The sequence below is a fragment of the Pseudoalteromonas mucoides genome (genome assembly GCF_049257175.1).
Lineage (GTDB): Bacteria > Pseudomonadota > Gammaproteobacteria > Enterobacterales > Alteromonadaceae > Pseudoalteromonas.
Map to the genome: position 1 here is coordinate 168,560 of NZ_JBMMUC010000004.1, position 19,905 is coordinate 188,464.

The following is a 19,905-nucleotide window of genomic DNA, read 5'->3' on the forward strand; positions in this document are numbered from 1 at the left end:
CATTACGTGGGGAACCGCCTATTGCACTTCTAGCTAATAAAAACGTATAATGGATGGTGTAGGAACAAGAGATTAGAGACCACCGTTTGGCTGTTTATATATTTTTCACTCTAGAGCAATGTATAACATCTTTACTAGCCAAAGCAGTAAGTGCGATATTATCGTTATCTATTTTACTAACTTTTGACTTTACTTCAGGTGCCTCTGGCCCTCTAGTAAAACCTTGGACAAATTCTGGTGTAAGAATATTAAGGTCATCTTTAACTAAAGTTGTTTGATGAGTCTTTGAGCCATAACTTCTCATAATATTCCCATTAAAATCAAATTTCTCGGAAGACTCCACAAATATAATAGAAACAACATTAGAGTTATGTTTGTAATAAAGTTTAAATTTACTTTTAGAAGTTGATTCTAGATTTTTAATCGATGTAGTTGTTAAAGTATCAACTTCCAATATTGCGTTATTTGATATTTCCATTTTTATATTACAGCTCCAATTTCCATCCATGAAACTATAATCTTCAATTTCGCCAGTTTTTGCGTGAACTGAAAACAAAGAAGTTAATATTAAAACCCAATATAACATTACACTATTACTCCTTAAAATATATAACGCACTTATCCAGTTCTCAATAGTTTGTTAGCTGTTAAAAATACTAAATATTATTAACGCCATTATAGTGATGTGAGTTAACGGATGTTTTAGTAGAGCTTGATAAATAAAACTCGAACTTAACTCTCTTTCACGCAACGGTTTGGAAATAAATAGTACTGCAACGCCAATTGCGAGGACGATTGGGAATGCATATAAAGCTATACTATTACCTAACTCAGCCTCGAGTAACAGTATTTCATTTTTGAAAAATACACCTAGCAATACCATTTTCCCAAACACCAATGCATGTAGTATTGCTAAACGATTAATTACAGTTTTCACTTGTTTATCCAAAACTTTCCTTAGAAGCTAACTGAATCGTCCCTAATTCATTGGAGACTAAAGAAACAATTAAATTAATAATAATACAGCAATGGCTGCATTTATAGGTGAGAAAAGCTTCACTTTTTAATTTTATTGAGTTAATCCTTTGATTCTCGAAGGTTACCACACTTACGAAACTCGAGTAAAACGTAACAACATGACAACTCACGTAAGGATAATATACGCGATCAATCAAGCAGTAAAAAAATTTGTATGCATAAATATGGTAAACTCTCGTATTTTCGTGTTGATACTAGTTTTATCAATAGCCACTTCTCATTTAAAGCCGCCTACCAGCTCACACACTAAATGTTGGGTTTCGTCGCTCTCAACCACAACCTACGGTGATAAATTTAACGCCGGGCTGCTCTGGCTTTTCCTAGAACCTTTCACCTAGCACCTCGTAACTATATTCAACAACTCAACAATTTCTGGGTGACTTTAGATTGTGGATTTTGAAAGACGTCTTCGGTTTTGCCGTATTCAACTATTTCACCGTGATCAAGTACCACTAGCTGGTCGCTGATGTGGCGTACTAGGCTTAGGTGATGAGTGATCAAGATATAGCTTAGGCCAGTTTCTTGTTGAAGTTTGAGTAATAAGTTTACTGTTTGTGCGCGTACTGATGGGTCTAGTGATGATAGCGCTTCGTCGAGTACTACTACTTTTGGATCAAGAATTAATGCACGGGCAAGGGCAATACGTTGTAATTGACCGCCGCTGAACATGTGTGGGTAATAATGTTGATGGTCGTTAAGCAAACCAACTTTAGATAAAGTCGCAGTGATTTTTTCGCCGCGGGTTTGTTTATCTAATGAGGTATTATATTGCAGGCAGTCGTCGAGCATGTCGCCAATAGTCAGGCCTGGGTTTAGTGAGGCTTCTGAGTCTTGAAAAATCATTCGAATATGGCGGCATTGCTGATTGCGAATGCCATTGTTTTCGATAATGTTGCCATCGAGTAGAATTTGCCCGCTATCGGCGCTATCTGCTCCTGCTAATAATTTTGCAAGGGTACTTTTACCTGAACCGGTTTCACCGATAATAGCAAGGGTTTCTCCTTGTTCTAAGCAAAACGAAATATTTTTTAATACTGCAAAGCGTTTACGTGAAAAGATCCCTGCACGAAGGTTAAAGCTTTTTGATAAGGCTTGTACTTTCAATAGAGGTTGCATTATTTCATCGCCTTAATCAAAGGGAAATGACACGCATAACTGTGACCATGCTGTTTAGTTAACTTTGGGGTGACCACGCAAGCTCTTTGTGCTTGTGGGCAGCGAGGGCCAAGACGACACCCTATTGGTAAATGCTGCAACGTTGGAATTGTGCCTTTGAGGGCATAAAAAGGTTCTTTATGAGCAAGCCCTTGCTCATAATCGGGCAAGCTTTTCAGTAGTGCTTGCGTATATGGGTGACGTGGCTGGCTAAATATTTTAGCTGTAGGGCCTGCTTCTACCATTTGCCCGCAATATAATACGTGCATGCCATGGGACCAATTAATAATCTCTTCAAGCTCATGGGAGATCATTAATACCGACATGTTTTTTAACTGGTTTAAGCTTTTTAGTAATCTAAAAACTTGTGCCCGGGTAGTGCTTTCAAGTGCGGTGGTGGGCTCATCAGCGATTAATAGCTTTGGCGTACGGGCAATGGCCATAGCTATCATTACTTTTTGGCACACGCCTTCTGAGAGCTCATGCGGGTAGCTGGTTAATACCTTTTCGTGATCTTTAATACCCACTTTATGGATCAGTGCTTTTACCCGGTCTTTGCGTTGGCGGTTACGTTTTAAGAAAAACCCTTTTTCTTGAATTTCGGGAAGTGTCTCGGCTATTTGATCGAAAATTTTCGCAGTGGGGTCTAAGCAGCGACTAGGATCTTGATAAATCATGGCAATATCTTGGCCTACAATCTTACGGCGTTGCTCGTTCGATAAACGCATAAGGTCGACACCGCGCCAGTGCATGCGGTCGGCGGTGATATGCCAGCGTTTATTTAATACTCCAACAATTGCTTTAGCGATTAGGCTTTTGCCTGAGCCAGACTCACCTACAAGGGCATGCACTTCACCTTCTTTTAAACTCAAGCTCACTCTATCTACTGCACGTATTACTGTATCGGGAGTACGCAGCTCTATAGTTAGGTTTCGAATATCGAGTAATTGCATTTAATCTGCCTTACGTGCTTTTAACACTTGGCGAAGACCATCGCCAACTAAATTAGTTGATAGCACAGCTAAGAAGAGTAGCACCCCAGGTAATCCTACCGTCCACGGTGCTAAGTATATCAAGCCTAGGTTCTCAGCCAAAATAGCGCCCCATTCTGTAGTTGGGGGCTGTGCACCGAGTTTTAAAAAGCCAAGGGCTGATATATCTAATATAGCGGTTGAAAGCGCCATGGTAAAAATAACCACAATATGTTCATAAATATTAGGAAAAATCCCTCGTGAAAGGATATGCCAATTAGAGGCTCCATCAAGCTTAAAAGCGGTAATATAATCTTTGCCTAGCTCAGTCACAATCAAATTACGTACGGAGTGAATAAATTGCGGCAGTAGCGCTAAAATAATCGCCCACACGGTATTCATTAAGCCGGGGCCTAAAATCGCGATTATTATAATTGCCAACAACAAAGAAGGAATCGATAAGGTTATATCGAGTAAATGATTTAAAAAACTTGAGCGTAAGCCGCGGCTAATACCGGCAAAAGTACCAACTAATACGCCAATGACTGTGGTAATAAGTGCAGCAATTACAGATAAACCAAATGTATAGGTTGCGCCATTCATTAACCGCGAGAGCACATCACGACCGAGATCATCAGTGCCGAGTAAAAATCGCACATCGCCCATTTCATGCCATGAAGGGGGAAGCAGTAGGGCATCGCTATGTTGTTGGTTTACACCATAAGGGGCAATAAAAGGTGCTGCAGCGGCTAGTATCGCAAAGGCTATAAACACCCATAAACCAACCAACGCAGGGTGGTTTGATTTAAATTTACGCCAAAATCGCGCCAGTGGCGCTTTATTTGACTCTTCTGAAAATAAATTAAACTTTGCCATGTGCTTGGTTCCGAGAGAGCGGATCGAACAGGGTGTAGGTCAGTTCAGCAATAATCGTGGCTAAAATAACAAACATAGAGACCGCTAATAAACCACCTTGAATAGCTGGGTAATCACGTTGATAAATACTATCAATGAGCCAGCGGCCAACGCCAGGCCATGAAAAGATGACTTCGGTGATCATCGCAAGTGTGATCAAGGTACTAAACTGTAAGCCGATTTGTTTTATCACGGGTAATAAGGCATTTCGCAATGCATGATGCACAATTAATTGCGCGCGGTTGAGGCCTTTAGCTCGCGCCGTTTTAATAAAGTTTTGATCAAGTACATGCAGCATTGATTCACGGGTGAATCGAATTAATACCGTAGTAGGGTACATTGCAAGTACGATGGTAGGCAGAGTTAGGTGGTGTAGGGCATCAAGCATCGCTATGCCAGAATAAGGAAACTCAGCGAGTGCAATATCAATCAAAATAAATCCCGTTTGCGGGGGGATTTCATAAAGTAACCCCATTCGACCCGACATAGGAAACCAACCCAATTGCAGTGAAAACACCATTATTAATAATAACGCCAACCAAAAAACCGGTATTGAGTAGCCCACTAATGTGGTTGAGTTAATGAGCTTATCAGGCAGTTTTTTATGATAAGCCGCGGCAAAAATACCTGCGGGCACACCAATGACCACTGAAATAATGAGCGCGTATAAGCTTAATTCTAATGTCGCAGGGAATAAACCAATAATATGATTAAATACGTTGTCACCTGAGGCAAACGATAAGCCCCAATCACCCATAACAATACGCTCTAAAAATGCAAAGTACTGGGTCACGTAATTATCATTAAAGTGATATTTTTCTTGTAGTTCGCTGGTTTGTGAAAAGCTGGTATTGGTTATGCCACTTAAATTACTGAGCGCATCACCGGGAAACAAATAACTCAATGCGAAGGTAAATATACTCAAGGTGAGCATCATAAACAGCAATAAACCTAGGCGGCGTAAAAAATAATCTAACACCATTATTTTTTCCTCGCATTAGCCAGTGAGATTGCGCCAAATGGCCCAAGTGGAATACCTTCAACATCACTGCTACTGGCTTGAAAGCGCATGCCATGCGCAAGCGGCAGTAAGGGAAGCTCTTTTACTAACATTGCTTGTGCTTGTTGGTAATAGCGTTTTCTCATTGCTAAATCGGTGGTATCAAGAGCTTGAGTAAGTAATAAATCAAACGCTGGGTCACACCAGTTTGCAGGGTTTTTACCGCTAAATGTTGCTGAGCAACTTAATAAGGGGCTAAAAAAGTTATCAGGATCAGGGGTGTCGGCCGCCCAGCCTAATAATACGCTGTCGTGGCGGTGCTCACCAATGCGTTGAATAAAGGTATTCCACTCATATTCTACAATACTGACATTGACCCCGATTTTACGTAAATCACTTTGCATCAGCTCTGCCATTTTTCGAGCGTTAGGGTTATAGATACGGCTGACTGGCATAGCCCAAATGGTCATATCAAAACCGTTTTCTAAGCCTGCTTCGTTAAGCAATTTTTTGGCAAGTTCAGGGTTAAACGCTGGCATCGTCGCTTGAGACTGATAAGCCCACGAGGTAGGCGGCAAAATAGATTGTGCCCGTATGCCATTACCGTAAAACACTGCCTGCATTATTTTTTCAATATCGATGGCATGAGCAAGCGCTTGACGTACTCTGATGTCATTAAATGGGGGGCGCTCAGTGTTAAACGCCCAATAACCGACGTTTAGATTAGTTTCTTTTTGTACGTTTATATCGGCGCGGTTCGCTAAAATACTTAACTGTGCACTGCTTGGGTGGGCGGTGACATCACATTCTTTGGTGAGCATTTTTGCGATACGGGTTGTGCCATTTGGTGTGATATCGTAAACCAATTGTTCAAGGTCGACTTTGTGTTTCCAGTATTCGGTGTTGCGATAATAGCGCACTAAATGATCACGGCGATATTCTTTATAAATATACGGGCCGGTGCCTATAGGGTATTGATCAAATAAATTAAGTTGCTCTTGTGCTTTTAATTGCATTGCGTATTCACGAGACAATACCACAGCAAAATCTGTTGCCATATTGGCTAAAAAACTGCTTTCAGCATTGAATAGTTCAAACCGCACTTGGTAGTCAGACACTCGAACTATGCGACGAATAAGTTGGTCAATGCCAACACTTTGAAAGTAGGGGTAGTTTGCATCACCAACAAAGTGGTAAGGGTTGTAGACGTCAAATAAACGGCTAAAAGTAAATATCACATCATCGGCATTAAAATCGCGAGTGGGTGTAAAGTAGTTAGTACTATGAAATTTGACCCCTTCACGCAAAGTAAAGGTGACGGCTTTGCCATCGGGGCTAATTTCCCAATCAGTGGCGAGTTCACTTTGAAACTCAGCAGTAACAGGGTCAATACTGATCAAGCGGTCATAAAGCTGATTGGCAATAATATCAATTGTTGAGCCCGTGGTCGTTACTTGTGGGTTAAACGACACAGGGTTAGCCTCAGCGCAATAAACTAAGCCTTGGTTTTTTTCTTCTAGCGTTGGTTTTTTCGTATCTAAGCAGCCTGTTAAGCACAGCGAAAATAACCCAAGTAATAATTTATACACCGGTTCAACCTCTGACTATTGTTGTTGATCTAGTAAATTATATTTTTTCAAATAGCCTCTAAGTTGATGATACGTCAAACCAAGTACTTCTGCAGTCTTCTTTTGATTAAATTGACTGAATTCCAGTGCTTTTTTTATTAAATCAATTTCAAATTCATTAGACAGATCTTTTAAATTACATGGAAAGCTATGAACCGTAGGTTCGCTCACCGGTGTAACTTCTTTAATAACCGGCATATCAGGTGCTGTTTGTTCAGCTTTAATAGGGGCTTTAATGCGTTGTTTTGGTCTAAAGCGACTTTCAAATGGGTCTAAAATAATCTGGTGAACGGGGATATGTTCATTGCCATGACGATATAAACTACGCTCCACGACATTTTTTAGTTCACGAATGTTACCTGGCCAGTCATAGGTTTGCAGTATTTCAACGGCGCTGCGGGTAAAGCCACTGAACAGTTCCCACTCTAAATCACGAGCCATATTAATGGCGAACTGTTCAGCCAATAGCATAATATCGTCTTGACGCTCACGAAGTGGCGGCAGGGTGATTACATCAAAGGCAAGCCGGTCGAGTAAATCACTTCTAAATTCGCCTTGCTCGGCCAAATAGGGCAAATCTTCATTGGTAGCACAGACTAAACGGGTATCCACTTTAACTGTTTGTTTGCCCCCAACCCGTTCAAACTCACCGTATTCAATGACTCGTAGCAGCTTTTCTTGCACCATGGCTGAGGTATTTGCTAATTCATCTAAAAACAGAGTACCGGAGTTGGCACGCTCAAAACGGCCTTCATGGCGTTTACTGGCACCGGTAAATGCGCCACTTTCATGACCAAATAATTCGCTTTCAAGTAAGTTCTCGTTTAATGCTGCGCAATTGAGCTTTATATAGTTTTGCTCCCAGCGTTTTGACAAAAAATGTAAACGAGCAGCAATTAACTCTTTACCCGTACCGCGCTCACCAATAATTAGTACCGGTTTATCTAAACTTGCCAGCTGCGATACTTGATCCAGTACAGCTAAAAAGCTGTCTGATTGGCCGAGTAAGTTATCCTGTTGACGAAATTGGCTCATATTCCCTAACTCTTAGTCATTTTTACTAACAGTTAGTGTATTTCATAACTCGGGAGAACTAAAGGAATTTGTATTTTTAGTTTAACTTTATGAAAATATTACTGTATTTTATGTTTTATAAAGTTGGCAAGCATATTGTAACAGTGAGTGCAGACCAATTAAGTTAAACATCACAGAGGTAAATGTTATGGGAATTTTTTCACGTTTTGCAGACATTGTTAATTCTAATATCAATGCCATTTTGGATAAAGCAGAAGATCCTGAAAAAATGGTTCGTCTTATCATTCAAGAAATGGAAGACACGTTAGTTGAAGTTCGTTCAACATCAGCTAAAACACTCGCTGAGAAAAAAGAGTTAGTACGTCGCGTTGATACATTAAAAGCACAAGTATCGCAGTGGCAAGAAAAAGCAGAGCTGGCACTGAGCAAAGATCGTGACGACCTAGCGCGTGCAGCATTGCTTGAAAAGCAAAAATCAGCAGATGCTGTAGCCGCCGTTGAAGATGAACTTACTCATGTTGAGTCTCACATCGAGAAACTGCAACAAGAAGTGAGCACATTACAAGATAAACTAGCTGACGCTAAAGCACGTCAAAAAGCAATTATCTTACGTCAACGCTCGGCTGAGTCGCGCCTAGAAGTGAAAAAAGCATTAGATAGCTCAAAAGTTGAAGATGCATTAAATCGCTTTGAACGTTACGAAACTAAAATTGATGGTCTAGAATCTCAAGTAGAATCGTACGACTTAGGTAAAAAATCATTGTCTGATGAAATTGCTGATTTACAGCAAAATGAGAAGATTGATGATGAATTAGCAGCGCTTAAAAAGAAGCTTGCAGACAAATAAAATATAATAATTAAGGGGGTGTATTCCCCCTATGCTTAAACAAATAAACGGATTGTGCAGGAGAAGGTTATGATTGACGCAGATGTGTTGGTTGCCCCAATTATCATTTTTATGATTGTGGTGGCGCCACTTTGGTTAATTTTACATTATCGTAGCAAAAAGCAGGTAAGCCAAGGCTTGAGTGAACATGAACACCGCCAGTTATTAGAGCTTGCTCAAAAAGCAGATAAAATGGCAGACCGAGTAGAAACACTAGAAGCACTACTTGATCAAGAGGCCCCACAGTGGAGACGTAAGGTATGAATACTAAACGCGAACTGTTAAGAGACCCAGTACGCGGCAAAATTGCCGGTGTATGTGCAGGACTCAGTGATTATTTTAATATGGAATTGTGGTTAGTCAGAATCATTTTTGTCACCGCAGTTTTATTAGCCGGCGGCCCCTTATTTGTGGTCGCGTATATTGCAGCATGGTTTATCTTAGATAAAAAACCTGCAAATTCACCGGCAAGCTCTTATGCAACACAGCATGAAGATCCACTTGAAGTAAAATTTAAAGTATGGCAAAAAGGTGAGCCACCACGTCGGGCATTACAAGATCTCAAAGATCGTTTAGGCCGTGTAGATTCTCGCTTACAAGAGATGGAACGTTACGTTACTTCAACAGAGTTTACGGTTAGCCGTGAAATCAATAAGCTTTAAAGGATTTAATAGCACTTTATCAGACTCGTAAAGTAAGTAGATAAAGTGCTCACTCATTATGATAAACACTTCATCTGCTAAAAAAGCGTTAAATAAACTCAAAGGGAAAGCTGAAAAAGCGGTCCACCGAAGTTTAGACCAACATGTAAAGCTTGCCGTAACAGGCTTAAGTGGTAGCGGTAAAACAGCATTTATAACTGCGCTTGTTAAACATTTGACCAGCCAAGCTGACGATAAAAACTTACCTTTTTTTGATGTTATGCAGCAAAAGCGCCATATCGCCACCAAAGTGGTGCCGCAACAAGCGCTGACTATTCCAACGTTTGCTTATCAAAATGCGTTAGGGGCATTACTGCCTCACGATGGTGAACCTATGTGGCCTGCCTCAACTGAGCGCATAAATACCTTACGCTTGGCTATTAAATACCAAAGTGGCTCAGGCTTACGCTCACACATTGCACCACAATCAACATTATACCTTGATATTATCGATTACCCGGGTGAATGGTTGCTCGATTTACCAATGCTTGAACAAAGCTTTCAGCAGTGGTGCGAGCAACAATACGCGTTATTAGAGCAGCAGCCTCGTGTTGATAAAGCGCAAGATTTTTTATCCGCACTCAATAATCTCGACTTGAATGCGCCTGTTGATGAGCAGGCATTGAGTGAACTTGCCAAACTCTACCAAAGCTTGTTAGTCGGATTAAAAAAAGACACTAAACTTGCGATGTTGCAACCTGGTCGCATGTTGATGCCAGGTGAACTGCAAGGGGCGCCCCTTTTGTTGTTTTTCCCTGTGGCTGACTATGACTCTGAAGTAATACCCGGCTCAAATTTAGCACATTTAAATAAGCGTTTTAACGCCTATGTAAAAGAAGTGGTGAAACCATTTTATACCCAGCACTTTCGTCATTTTGACCGTCAGATAGTGCTGGTGGATGTACTGAGTGCATTAAATGAAGGCCCTGAAACGCTGCATGAGCAAAGCGCTGTTATTGGGCAATTAATGGCGCATTTTAGCTATGGTGAAAATAGCTTTATAAAGCGTTTGTTCAAACCCAATATAGACAAATTATTGTTTGCGGCTAATAAATCAGATCATATCAGTGGTGAACACCATAAAGATTTAGCCTTATTACTGGATTCATTGGTGCATGAGCAAGCAAATCATCTAAAGTTTGACGGAGTGAAAATAGAGACCATCGCGATGTCTTCTATCGCGGCGACGCAACCTCGAAAAATTACTGAGCAGGGACAGCCCCTTAATTGTATTTATGGCAAACCATTAAATGAGCAGCAATGGCTAACTTACTTACCGCCACAGCCACCATCACGCATGTTGACTAAAGCAGAGTGGCCTGCAAACGGATTTGAGTTTTTGTCATTCTCACCTATGCCTTGCCCGGATAAACAGTTAAAGCATATTCGATTAGATCATGTTATGCAGTACCTATTAGGAGATAAACTTACATGAGTGAATCAACTTCATTTCAAGCGGGAAGGCGTATTGAGTCAGAGCAGCCGATTGGCGATCCTGAATTAAACTTGGTTACTGCAAAAATCGTTGAACACGGTGAATTTGAGCACCAAGAAGAGCAAGAGCCTGAGTTAGAAGAGGGTATTGACTTAGAACCGGTTTATAAAAAATCAAAATGGCAGACCTTAAAGGGCTTATTCGTTGTCAGCTTTTTAACGTTAGTGTTGATGGAATTTGCATTTTCGTTAGTGGTTGCATTTCAACAATCGATTATATTAGGCACTGTTTATTCGATAGCCGTTGTTACTGGCTTTTTGCTAATTGGCCGCTTGTTATGGCGTGAATACCGTATGTTGCGCAGTTTAAAGCGCAATCAATTACACCGTCACGAAGCCGATAGGTTACTTAATTCTGAACAGCTAGGTGGTGCATTACCTTGGCTTGAAAAACTCAATAAGCATCAGCAGTTAACAGGGTTTGCTGAATTTAAAGCAAGTGTTGCAACGCACCATACCGATAAAGAAATCATGACCTTGTACGCTGATAGCTTATTAGTTACGCAAGATACTCAAGCAAAAAAATTAATTAACCGTTTTGCGACAGAGTCAGGCTTGCTGGTGGCACTTAGCCCGCTTGCATTAGTTGATATGATGGCCGTGCTTTGGCGAGGCACTAAATTAATAGAGCAAATAGGGCGCATTTATGGCATTGGCTTTGGATATGCAAGCCGTATTAAGCTTTATAGAATGTTGATAAAGCAGGTGATGTTTGTCGGTAGTGCAGAGCTGGTCTCTGATTTAGCGGCAACCGCACTTAGCGCTGAGTTACTTGGTAAGCTGTCTGGTCGCGCGGCGCAAGGTTTAAGTGCTGGCATATTTACCGCGCGTATTGGTTATAAAGCGATGGAGTTGAGCCGTCCGTTACCTCGTCTAGAGCATAAACGCAGCTTGCTCAAAGGCACCGCCCAGCTTATTGCCAGTAAAATTGTGTCTCGTATAAAGACAAGCCAAGATCAATAGCCCCCATAGATCTGACAACATATCTGTACAGTGGCTATTAGGTGCTTAACACTAAATAGCCATCTGTGCATCCGGCATGCTTGTTATCTACCAGCTGATACGCTTTGATTATTATATTAATAATAATCAAAAAAGATCAAACAATGAATAAACTCCACATCGACAGTCAATGTATTCATGGGCCAAAAAAAGCGAACGATCCGCATGGCGCTTTAACATCGCCTTTATATCAAACCTCTACTTTTCACTTTACTGATGCAGCACAAGGTGCAGCTCGATTTGCAGGAGAAGAGCCCGGTTATATTTATACTCGTTTAGGTAACCCAACAACCACTGAGCTTGAGCAAAAGGTTGCTCAACTAGAAAACTGCGAAGCCGCTGCGGCCACAGCAACCGGAATGGGGGCTGTGTCAGCATCGGTGTTGAGCTTTCTTTCACAGGGGGATCACCTTGTTGCATCAAGTGCTTTGTATGGCTGCACATTTGCTTTTTTTGCTCATATGCTACCGCGCTGGGGAATTGAGGTAAGCTTTGTTGATATGACCAATGAGCAAGCATTACGTGAGGCGATAAAACCAAACTCAAAAATGATTTTTGCTGAAACCCCGATTAACCCAACAATGGCGGTGATGGATTTAAATTTGATCAGCGACGTTGCCAAACAGCATCAGCTTATTAGTGTTATCGACAATACCTTTTTAACCCCGCTGCTGCAAAAACCAACTGACTATGGCATTGATTTAATCGTACACAGCGCAACAAAATACTTAAACGGCCATGGCGATGTAGTGGCGGGTTTAGTGTGTGGCTCCGATGAGCATATCAACTTAATCAAAATGACGGTACTTAAAGACATTGGGGCAACCATTAGCCCCCATGATGCTTGGCTAATAAACCGTGGTTTAAAAACATTAGCAATACGAATGCAACGCCATTGTGAAAGCGCGCAAACTGTTGCTGAATTTTTAGAGCAACACCCACATGTCAACACCGTTTATTACCCAGGTTTGAAGTCACACCCGGGTAATAAGTTTATTGGCACGCAAATGAAAGCGGCTGGTGGGGTTATCGCATTTGAGTTAAAAGGCAGCTTAAAAGATGGCGAGCAGTTTATTAATAGCACCAAGCTTTGCACATTAGCGGTGAGCTTAGGTGATGCTGAAACCTTGATACAACACCCTGCTTCTATGACTCACTCGCCCTATACACCAGAGGAAAGAACGGCTGCGGGTATAAGCGATGGCTTAATTCGACTATCTGTTGGGCTTGAAGATGTTAACGACATAATTAACGATCTCAACCATGCATTTACTCAAATTATGTAGAGTGTAACTTTAAGTGTACGTTTAAGTTGGTCTTAGGGCCTTTATAATTAAGGGTGTAAATATTTTTCTTTAAAGTCGTAATTTTAACTTTACGATCTAGGTGTTGTGGCCATTGGCTGATGTGAACCCAGCTATTAAACTTTGCCTTACATTTGCTTAGTATCTGGGTAACACGTTGATACCGATATTCGGTTTAACAGCAAGAAGGTAATTATGGCTAAAGCAAGCAAGTACACCTCTAGAACACCCGATGAAAATGGGGTGATTCATTGGAGCGATGAAGAAAATAAAATATGGTCAGAACTCGTTGCCCGTCAATTAAAGTGCATCGAAGGCAAAGCGTGTAATGAATACATGGAAGGGCTAAAAAAAATAAACCTTCCTCATGATCGCATCCCGCAACTAAGCGAGTTAAACGAAGTGTTGCTAGCAACTACAGGTTGGCAAGTCGCCCCAGTGCCTGCATTGATTGACTTTGATGAGTTCTTTCGTTTATTGGCGAACAAGCAGTTCCCTGTAGCTACTTTTATAAGAACACGTGAAGAGTTTGATTATTTACAAGAGCCAGATATTTTCCATGAAATATTTGGCCATTGTGCCATGCTCACTAACCCTGATTTTGCTGAGTTTACTCATAAGTATGGTCAGCTAGGGTACGCAGCAGAGAAAAAAGATCGCGTTTACTTAGCGCGTATGTATTGGTTTACTGTTGAGTTTGGTTTGATGCAAACCGAAGACGGCCTACGTATTTACGGCGGTGGTATTTTATCAAGCCCTGGCGAGACACAATACGTGTACTCTGACACGCCAGAAATTAACCCAATGAATGTGCTTGATGTATTACGCACACCGTACCGCATTGATATAATGCAGCCTTTGTACTACACCATAAACTCTATCCATGATTTATTTGATATTTCACAGTTGGATATTATGGCGATAGTTGAGCAAGCAAAAGAGTTAGGGTTACACGACCCAAAATTTCCTCCTAAAGAAAAATTAGCAAGTTAAGGATTTAAAATGTCATCATTAAGCGCACAAAAGTGTGAAGCCTGTCATGTTGATGCTCCAAAAGTATCAGACGAAGAGCTAGCAGAACTAATTAAAATGATCCCAGACTGGGTGCCAGAAGTACGCGATGGCATTATGCAGTTAGAGCGTGTTTATAAATTTAAAAACTTTAAACAAGCTATTGCTTTTACTAACAAAGTGGGTGATATGGCTGAAGACGAAGGCCATCACCCAGGTTTATTAACTGAATGGGGCAAAGTGACGGTAACGTGGTGGAGCCATTCAATTAAAGGTCTTCATAAAAATGACTTTATCTGTGCTGCAAAAACTGACGAGGTTTTTGCTGCTTTATAACTAATCCTGTTTTACCCATAGGATAAAAGGTGCATTATAAATGCACCTTTTTTTACGTGTTTTTTGGTGAGCCTAGTGACCGTTTTTTAGGTAAAAAGCCAGTGACTAACATGGTGCCACTTATGACACACAATGCACCAAGCAGGGTGTTTGAACCAATCTGTTCATCAAGCACTATATGACCCCAAAGAATACCAAAAAGCGGAATTAAGAACGTCACGGTCAGTGCCGACGTTGGGCCTATTTCTTCAATTAAATTAAAAAATAAAATATAGGCAATACCAGTACAAATCACGCCTAAAGCAACAACCCCTAATATGATGTCTGTGGTTGGGACTGCTCGAATCGGCATGACAAAAACGAGCGGGAGTACCAATATGCTTGCTGCCCACATCGAGCCATGAGCATTATTAAAAGGCGTTAACTTAGGTGCATGCTTAGTGTAATGAGATGCAATGGCGTAGCTTAATGAGGCGCAAAGCGCCGCAATAATAGCTATCAGAGAGTCTGAATCTGGGCTAAAGTTATCTTGCCCTACAAGCAGTACAACACCAATTAAACCAAGCACTAAACCACAAACCATACTCTTTGTGGGTTTTGTTTTAGCCCATATTACACCTACTACAGCTGCCCAAATAGGGGTTGTTGAATTTAATATAGATAACGTTGATGCGCTGATTGTTTGGGCTGCATACGCAAAGAGTAAAAAGGGCAGTGCGGAATTAAGTGCGCCAATAATAAAAAAATGTTTACGATGGGCTTTAAACGCTAAGCTCTTAAAAACAGATTGGCGTTTAATGTACAGTGCTACTAAAAACAATGTAAGAGCTGCAAAGCCGACTCTAAATTCAATCAGTACAGCTGGACCTAAACTAGCTGCTGCCATTCGCATAAATAAAAATGATGCGCCCCAAATAGCCGCAAGCGCAAATAGTTGGATCAAACTTTTCAAGCTCATAGTTAACACCTTAAATGATTAAGCGCTAAGCATAGCATTGACAGTTTACAGGCTCAGCCAAAATCGGCACTCACAGATAAAATTTATATTGCTGCAAAGTTTGATACAATTGGGTGTCTTTATTCAAAAATTATTAAGGAAGTCGCGGGTGGTAAACCTAGGTCAATTGTTTGGTGAACTCAAAACGTGTTTAAGAAAAGATCAATTCATCTTTAAAAAGCGCCTTCATGGCATAAAAAAAATATCCGATGAAGCAAAACAAGCCGCTGTTATAGAAAAAATAACCGCGGATATAACACGTAGTCAACAATTACGAGAGGTCCGCTTAGCCCAGTTACCAAAGGTAACATACCCTGAGCAGCTCCCAGTTAGTCAGAAAAAAGACGACATCAAAGACGCTATTGCTAATAACCAAGTAGTTATCATCGCTGGCGAAACAGGTTCAGGTAAAACAACTCAAATACCTAAAATGTGTTTAGAGCTTGGCCGTGGCGTTGATGGCTATATTGGTCACACACAACCGAGACGTTTAGCGGCACGCAGTGTTGCAGATCGTATTGCTAGTGAGATGCAATGCGAACTTGGCCAGCAGGTGGGTTTTAAAATTCGTTTTAGCGACCAAGTATCAAATAATAGTTACATTAAATTGATGACCGACGGTATTTTGCTAGCTGAAATTCAGCAAGACCGTTTTTTAAATCAATACGACACCATCATTATTGATGAAGCCCACGAGCGTAGCCTTAATATCGATTTTATTTTAGGTTATTTAAAAAACCTATTACCAAAACGCCCCGATTTAAAAGTCATTATTACCTCTGCAACGATTGACCCTGAGCGTTTCTCAAAACATTTTAATGAAGCACCGATTATTGAAGTATCAGGGCGTACTTTCCCGGTGGATGTCCGTTACAGACCGTTAGTTGAAATTGATAAAGACGACATGGAAGCAGAGGGCGATCAACTACAAGGTATTTTTGATGCAGTTGATGAACTGTGCCAAGAAGGCCCAGGCGATATTTTAATCTTTTTAAATGGTGAACGGGAAATACGTGATACCGCCGATGCACTCAGTAAGCGTAACCTTAAAGGAGCTGATGTACTGCCGCTGTATTCGCGACTATCAAATGCAGAGCAAAACCGCATTTTTGCCCCACATAGTCGCCGCCATATTATTTTGTCGACCAACGTGGCTGAAACGTCTTTAACGGTACCGGGAATTCGTTATGTTATTGACCCTGGTACTGCGCGTATTAGCCGCTACAGCTACCGAACCAAAGTACAGCGCTTGCCTATTGAACCAATTTCACAGGCAAGTGCCAATCAGCGTAAAGGGCGCTGTGGCCGTGTTGAGGCGGGGATATGCATTCGTTTATATGCAGAAGAAGACTTTAATTCGCGACCTGAGTTTACCGACCCTGAAATACTGCGTACCAACTTAGCCTCGGTTATTTTAAAAATGCTTGGTTTAGGCCTAGGCGACATGGCTAACTTTCCATTTGTACAAGCGCCTGATAGTCGTAATATTAACGATGGTTTAACTTTGCTGGAAGAACTTGAAGCGGTTAAACCAAGTAAACGCCATCAAGAAACTCGCTTAACAAAATCGGGTATGGACTTAAGTAGACTCCCGGTAGACCCGCGTTTAGCTAAAATGGTATTAACTGCACAAAAACTTGGGGCACTGCGAGAAGTTATTATTATTGTTGCTGCACTGTCGATTCAAGACCCTCGTGAACGACCACAAGAAAAACGTGCCGCAGCCAATGAAAACCATGGCCGTTTTGACGACCCAGATTCAGATTTCATTGCATTTTTAAATTTATGGAATTACTTAGAAGAGCAGCAAAGCGAGCTCAGTAACAGCCAATTTAGAAAGCTTTGCCAAAAAGACATGCTGGCGTATATGCGTATTCGTGAGTGGCAAGATATTGTTTATCAACTAAGCACGGTTTGTAACGAGATGGGTATGAAAGCCACTACCAATGTAGCTGACGGCGATAAAATCCACCAAGCATTATTGAGCGGTATGCTGAGCCATATTGGTTTTAAAGACGAAAAGCAGTTGTACAAAGGTGCACGCAATAGTCAGTTTCATATCTTTCCAGGTTCAGGATTATTTAAAAAGAGCCCTAAATGGATTATGTCGGCGGAGCTGGTTGAAACCAGTAAGTTGTATGCGCGCATCAATGCCAAAATAAACCTTGATTGGGTTGAGCCGCTTGCACAGCATTTAGTTAAACGTAGTTACAGTGAACCCCACTGGGAGAAAAAGCCGGGCGCTGTTATCGCATTTGAGCAACAAGTGCTTTACGGGTTGATCATTGTCTCTAAACGCCGTTGTGTGTATAGCAACATTGACCCAAAAGTGAGCCGCGAGCTATTTATTCGAAGCGCTCTGGTTGAACAAGAACTGGGTCAAAATGAAGGGTTTTTACAGTTCAATCGTGAGCTGATTGAAGATATTCAAACGCTTGAGAATAAAAGCCGCCGCCGCGACATACTCGTTGATGAGCAAACCCTTTATGAGTTTTACGATAAAAAAATCCCGCAAGATATAAATAACCGTGCGGCATTTACTAAGTGGTATAAAACTAAAAAGCAGCAAGACAAACGTTTTTTACATATGACCCGTGACGATTTAATGCAACACGGTGCTGACAGTGTTACCGAGTTTGACTACCCTGATGTGTGGCAGCAAAATAATTTAATGTTGCCACTGAGCTATCATTTTGATCCAGGCCAAGCCGTCGATGGGGTAGCAGTGCAAATACCGGTGGCATTATTGAACCAGATTGAAGAAACAGGTTTTGATTGGCATATTCCGGCGTTTCGCCATGAGCTTATTACTGGTTTAATAAAATCGTTGCCGAAATCATTGCGTCGTAATTTTGTGCCTGCACCAAACTATGCTGATGCTGTACTTGGCGCTATTACACCAATGCAAGGCAACTTCATTGAAGCGCTTAGTCATCAGCTGTTACGTATGACCGGGGTACGCGTTGAACCTGATGCATGGGATTTAACAACACTAGCCACCCATTTACGGTTTCAGTTTGAAGTGCGTGATGACAAAAATGCACTGCTCGCTCGCGGTATGGACTTAGCTAAGCTAAAAGCGCAACTGCAAGGTAAAGTAACGCAAACACTGTCTAAAGTAGCTGATAAAGGAATTGAAAAAGCAGATTTAACGCAGTGGGATTTTGGTAAGCTTCCCGCTTCCTATGTTAAAAAACAAGGACAGTACGAAATTAAAGCGTATCCTGCGCTGGTGGATAAAAAATCATCTACCGCAGTTGAGTTATTTGACAATGAAATCAAAGCACACGCAGCGCATCAGCAAGGGTTGCGTCGTTTGGTGCTATTAAATGTGCCTTCGCCAATCAAATATTTACAACAGAATCTGCCGAATAAAGCCAAACTCGGCCTTTATTTTAACCCATTTGGTAAAATTGCTGATTTAATCGATGATTGTATTGCCGCAGGCGTAGACAGCTTACTTAAAAACTTAGGTGATGTGAGAACCGAGCAAGCATTTGAGCAAGTAAAAGAGCAGGTACGCGGTGAACTAGGTGATACCGTTGTTGCGATAGCAACACAAGTCGAGCAGGTGCTAAGTATTGCGCACGCTTTACATAAAAAAATGAAAGGGCGAGTGGACTTAACCATGATCACGGCGCATGGCGATATAAAAAGCCAGCTAGAGTCACTGGTGTTTAAAGGTTTTGTCTCTTCTCATGGCGCTGAAAAACTGGGTGACTTAATTCGTTACCTAAAAGCGATAGAAAAACGCTTAGAAAAGTTGCCAGTAGACCCAAATCGTGACAGATTATGTGTACTAGAATTAGACAAGGTCGCACAAGAGTATCAGAAACAGCTTAAAAAGGTGGCGCCGGGATTGCCAGTACCTCAAGCATTGATTGATATCTTTTGGATGCAGCAGGAGCTTCGTGTATCACTTTTTGCGCAAACCCTAGGTACGCCTTATCCAATTTCAGCGAAACGAGTTTTAAATGCATTAAAAGAATGTGACTAAACTGGAATAATAAAGAAGGAACTGACACTCACCATGCGTACAACCGCAAATAAACAGTTAAGCCTACTTATTGTAGATGATGAGTACTTTAACTTTGAAATGCTCAAAGCGGCTCTAACGGGTAGCTTTGAGTTAAGCTATGCCGATTCAGGGCAGAGTTGTTTAGCATCAGCCATTGCTAACCCACCGGATGTTATTTTGCTGGATGTGTGCATGCCAGGGCTAGATGGTTACGATACATGTAGAATGCTAAAAAATACCCCAGAGACGAATAACATTCCTGTTGTTATGGTGTCAGGGTTAGAATCAGAGCAAGAACAACAAGCTGGATTTGAAGCAGGGTGTGATGCCTATGTTATCAAGCCGTTTTCAGTGGTTGGGTTACTTGATAAAATAAATACAGTTGTTTAGGGTTTAATGAACCTTTGCGGATAA

At 41.3% G+C, this 19,905-nt stretch carries 19 protein-coding genes; 10 read left to right on the top strand and 9 right to left on the bottom strand.

Going from position 1 to position 19,905, the window contains the following annotated elements:
• Positions 1–94 precede the first annotated feature (94 nt).
• The 8 genes from AAEU30_RS05955 to pspF form a co-directional block, all read right to left on the bottom strand.
• A complete protein-coding gene (locus AAEU30_RS05955) occupies positions 95–586 on the bottom strand; it encodes a hypothetical protein (RefSeq protein WP_421959731.1) in 492 nt (163 codons plus the stop codon).
• A 54-nt stretch (positions 587–640) separates the two neighbouring features.
• Entirely contained in the window at positions 641–937 is a 297-nt protein-coding gene (locus AAEU30_RS05960; protein ID WP_421959732.1) for a hypothetical protein, read from the bottom strand.
• A 455-nt stretch (positions 938–1,392) separates the two neighbouring features.
• On the bottom strand, positions 1,393–2,154 hold the full coding sequence (locus AAEU30_RS05965; RefSeq protein ID WP_421959733.1) for an ATP-binding cassette domain-containing protein: 762 nt from the start codon (positions 2,152–2,154) through the stop codon (positions 1,393–1,395).
• Complete coding sequence (locus tag AAEU30_RS05970; RefSeq protein ID WP_421959734.1) at positions 2,154–3,146, bottom strand: peptide ABC transporter ATP-binding protein; 993 nt, start codon at positions 3,144–3,146, stop codon at positions 2,154–2,156. Before AAEU30_RS05970 ends, AAEU30_RS05965 begins: the two co-directional genes overlap by 1 nt.
• Positions 3,147–4,040 carry an ABC transporter permease subunit gene (locus AAEU30_RS05975; RefSeq protein WP_421959735.1) on the bottom strand — a complete coding sequence of 298 codons (894 nt, stop codon included), beginning with the start codon at positions 4,038–4,040 and terminating at the stop codon, positions 3,147–3,149.
• Entirely contained in the window at positions 4,027–5,061 is a 1,035-nt protein-coding gene (locus AAEU30_RS05980) for an ABC transporter permease (protein WP_421959736.1), read from the bottom strand. The genes AAEU30_RS05975 and AAEU30_RS05980 overlap by 14 nt, the downstream gene beginning before the upstream one ends.
• The gene (locus tag AAEU30_RS05985) at positions 5,061–6,668 is read right to left on the bottom strand and encodes an ABC transporter substrate-binding protein (RefSeq protein WP_421959737.1); all 1,608 of its coding nucleotides are present in this window, start codon (positions 6,666–6,668) and stop codon (positions 5,061–5,063) included. Before AAEU30_RS05985 ends, AAEU30_RS05980 begins: the two co-directional genes overlap by 1 nt.
• Before the next feature lie 15 nt (positions 6,669–6,683).
• Complete coding sequence (gene pspF / locus AAEU30_RS05990; RefSeq protein WP_421959738.1) at positions 6,684–7,742, bottom strand: phage shock protein operon transcriptional activator; 1,059 nt, start codon at positions 7,740–7,742, stop codon at positions 6,684–6,686.
• A gap of 187 nt (positions 7,743–7,929) precedes the next feature.
• Between pspF and pspA the strand changes: the two genes are divergently transcribed.
• From pspA to AAEU30_RS06030, 8 genes are all read left to right on the top strand, one after another.
• Entirely contained in the window at positions 7,930–8,589 is a 660-nt protein-coding gene (gene pspA, locus AAEU30_RS05995; protein WP_087530779.1) for a phage shock protein PspA, read from the top strand.
• 69 nt (positions 8,590–8,658) lie between these two features.
• Positions 8,659–8,892 carry an envelope stress response membrane protein PspB gene (gene pspB / locus AAEU30_RS06000; RefSeq protein ID WP_099296101.1) on the top strand — a complete coding sequence of 78 codons (234 nt, stop codon included), beginning with the start codon at positions 8,659–8,661 and terminating at the stop codon, positions 8,890–8,892.
• Positions 8,889–9,290 (top strand): envelope stress response membrane protein PspC, encoded by a 402-nt coding sequence (pspC, locus tag AAEU30_RS06005; protein WP_087530777.1) that lies wholly within the window; start codon positions 8,889–8,891, stop codon positions 9,288–9,290. The genes pspB and pspC overlap by 4 nt, the downstream gene beginning before the upstream one ends.
• A 58-nt stretch (positions 9,291–9,348) precedes the next feature.
• Positions 9,349–10,764, top strand: a complete 1,416-nt coding sequence (locus tag AAEU30_RS06010) for a YcjX family GTP-binding protein (RefSeq protein WP_421959739.1) — start codon at positions 9,349–9,351, stop codon at positions 10,762–10,764.
• Entirely contained in the window at positions 10,761–11,786 is a 1,026-nt protein-coding gene (locus AAEU30_RS06015; RefSeq protein WP_421959740.1) for a TIGR01620 family protein, read from the top strand. The genes AAEU30_RS06010 and AAEU30_RS06015 overlap by 4 nt, the downstream gene beginning before the upstream one ends.
• A gap of 143 nt (positions 11,787–11,929) precedes the next feature.
• Positions 11,930–13,111 carry a methionine gamma-lyase gene (megL, locus tag AAEU30_RS06020; protein ID WP_421959741.1) on the top strand — a complete coding sequence of 394 codons (1,182 nt, stop codon included), beginning with the start codon at positions 11,930–11,932 and terminating at the stop codon, positions 13,109–13,111.
• A 213-nt stretch (positions 13,112–13,324) separates the two neighbouring features.
• Positions 13,325–14,122 (top strand): phenylalanine 4-monooxygenase, encoded by a 798-nt coding sequence (phhA, locus tag AAEU30_RS06025; protein WP_421959742.1) that lies wholly within the window; start codon positions 13,325–13,327, stop codon positions 14,120–14,122.
• Between the two features lie 9 nt (positions 14,123–14,131).
• Entirely contained in the window at positions 14,132–14,476 is a 345-nt protein-coding gene (locus AAEU30_RS06030; protein WP_087530773.1) for a 4a-hydroxytetrahydrobiopterin dehydratase, read from the top strand.
• A 52-nt stretch (positions 14,477–14,528) separates the two neighbouring features.
• Here the strand turns inward: AAEU30_RS06030 and AAEU30_RS06035 are convergent, their stop codons facing one another.
• Positions 14,529–15,434: a DMT family transporter gene (locus AAEU30_RS06035; protein ID WP_421959743.1), complete on the bottom strand. Its 906-nt coding sequence runs from the start codon at positions 15,432–15,434 to the stop codon at positions 14,529–14,531.
• A 148-nt stretch (positions 15,435–15,582) separates the two neighbouring features.
• Here AAEU30_RS06035 and hrpA point away from each other — a divergent pair, with 148 nt between their 5' ends.
• Positions 15,583–19,470, top strand: coding sequence for an ATP-dependent RNA helicase HrpA (gene hrpA, locus AAEU30_RS06040; RefSeq protein ID WP_421959744.1), 3,888 nt, complete (start codon positions 15,583–15,585; stop codon positions 19,468–19,470).
• Between the two features lie 33 nt (positions 19,471–19,503).
• The gene (locus AAEU30_RS06045; protein ID WP_421959745.1) at positions 19,504–19,881 is read left to right on the top strand and encodes a response regulator; all 378 of its coding nucleotides are present in this window, start codon (positions 19,504–19,506) and stop codon (positions 19,879–19,881) included.
• Positions 19,882–19,905 lie beyond the last annotated feature (24 nt).

Bases quoted from the DNA above. Each gene is read 5' to 3' on its own strand.
- AAEU30_RS05955 (WP_421959731.1), bottom strand. From the start codon at position 586: ATGTTATATTGGGTTTTAATATTAACTTCTTTGTTTTCAGTTCACGCA.
- AAEU30_RS05965 (WP_421959733.1), bottom strand. From the start codon at position 2,154: ATGCAACCTCTATTGAAAGTACAAGCCTTATCAAAAAGCTTTAACCTT.
- AAEU30_RS05970 (WP_421959734.1), bottom strand. From the start codon at position 3,146: ATGCAATTACTCGATATTCGAAACCTAACTATAGAGCTGCGTACTCCC.
- AAEU30_RS05975 (WP_421959735.1), bottom strand. From the start codon at position 4,040: ATGGCAAAGTTTAATTTATTTTCAGAAGAGTCAAATAAAGCGCCACTG.
- AAEU30_RS05980 (WP_421959736.1), bottom strand. From the start codon at position 5,061: ATGGTGTTAGATTATTTTTTACGCCGCCTAGGTTTATTGCTGTTTATG.
- pspF (WP_421959738.1), bottom strand. From the start codon at position 7,742: ATGAGCCAATTTCGTCAACAGGATAACTTACTCGGCCAATCAGACAGC.
- pspA (WP_087530779.1), top strand. From the start codon at position 7,930: ATGGGAATTTTTTCACGTTTTGCAGACATTGTTAATTCTAATATCAAT.
- pspB (WP_099296101.1), top strand. From the start codon at position 8,659: ATGATTGACGCAGATGTGTTGGTTGCCCCAATTATCATTTTTATGATT.
- pspC (WP_087530777.1), top strand. From the start codon at position 8,889: ATGAATACTAAACGCGAACTGTTAAGAGACCCAGTACGCGGCAAAATT.
- AAEU30_RS06010 (WP_421959739.1), top strand. From the start codon at position 9,349: ATGATAAACACTTCATCTGCTAAAAAAGCGTTAAATAAACTCAAAGGG.
- AAEU30_RS06015 (WP_421959740.1), top strand. From the start codon at position 10,761: ATGAGTGAATCAACTTCATTTCAAGCGGGAAGGCGTATTGAGTCAGAG.
- megL (WP_421959741.1), top strand. From the start codon at position 11,930: ATGAATAAACTCCACATCGACAGTCAATGTATTCATGGGCCAAAAAAA.
- phhA (WP_421959742.1), top strand. From the start codon at position 13,325: ATGGCTAAAGCAAGCAAGTACACCTCTAGAACACCCGATGAAAATGGG.
- AAEU30_RS06030 (WP_087530773.1), top strand. From the start codon at position 14,132: ATGTCATCATTAAGCGCACAAAAGTGTGAAGCCTGTCATGTTGATGCT.
- AAEU30_RS06035 (WP_421959743.1), bottom strand. From the start codon at position 15,434: ATGAGCTTGAAAAGTTTGATCCAACTATTTGCGCTTGCGGCTATTTGG.
- AAEU30_RS06045 (WP_421959745.1), top strand. From the start codon at position 19,504: ATGCGTACAACCGCAAATAAACAGTTAAGCCTACTTATTGTAGATGAT.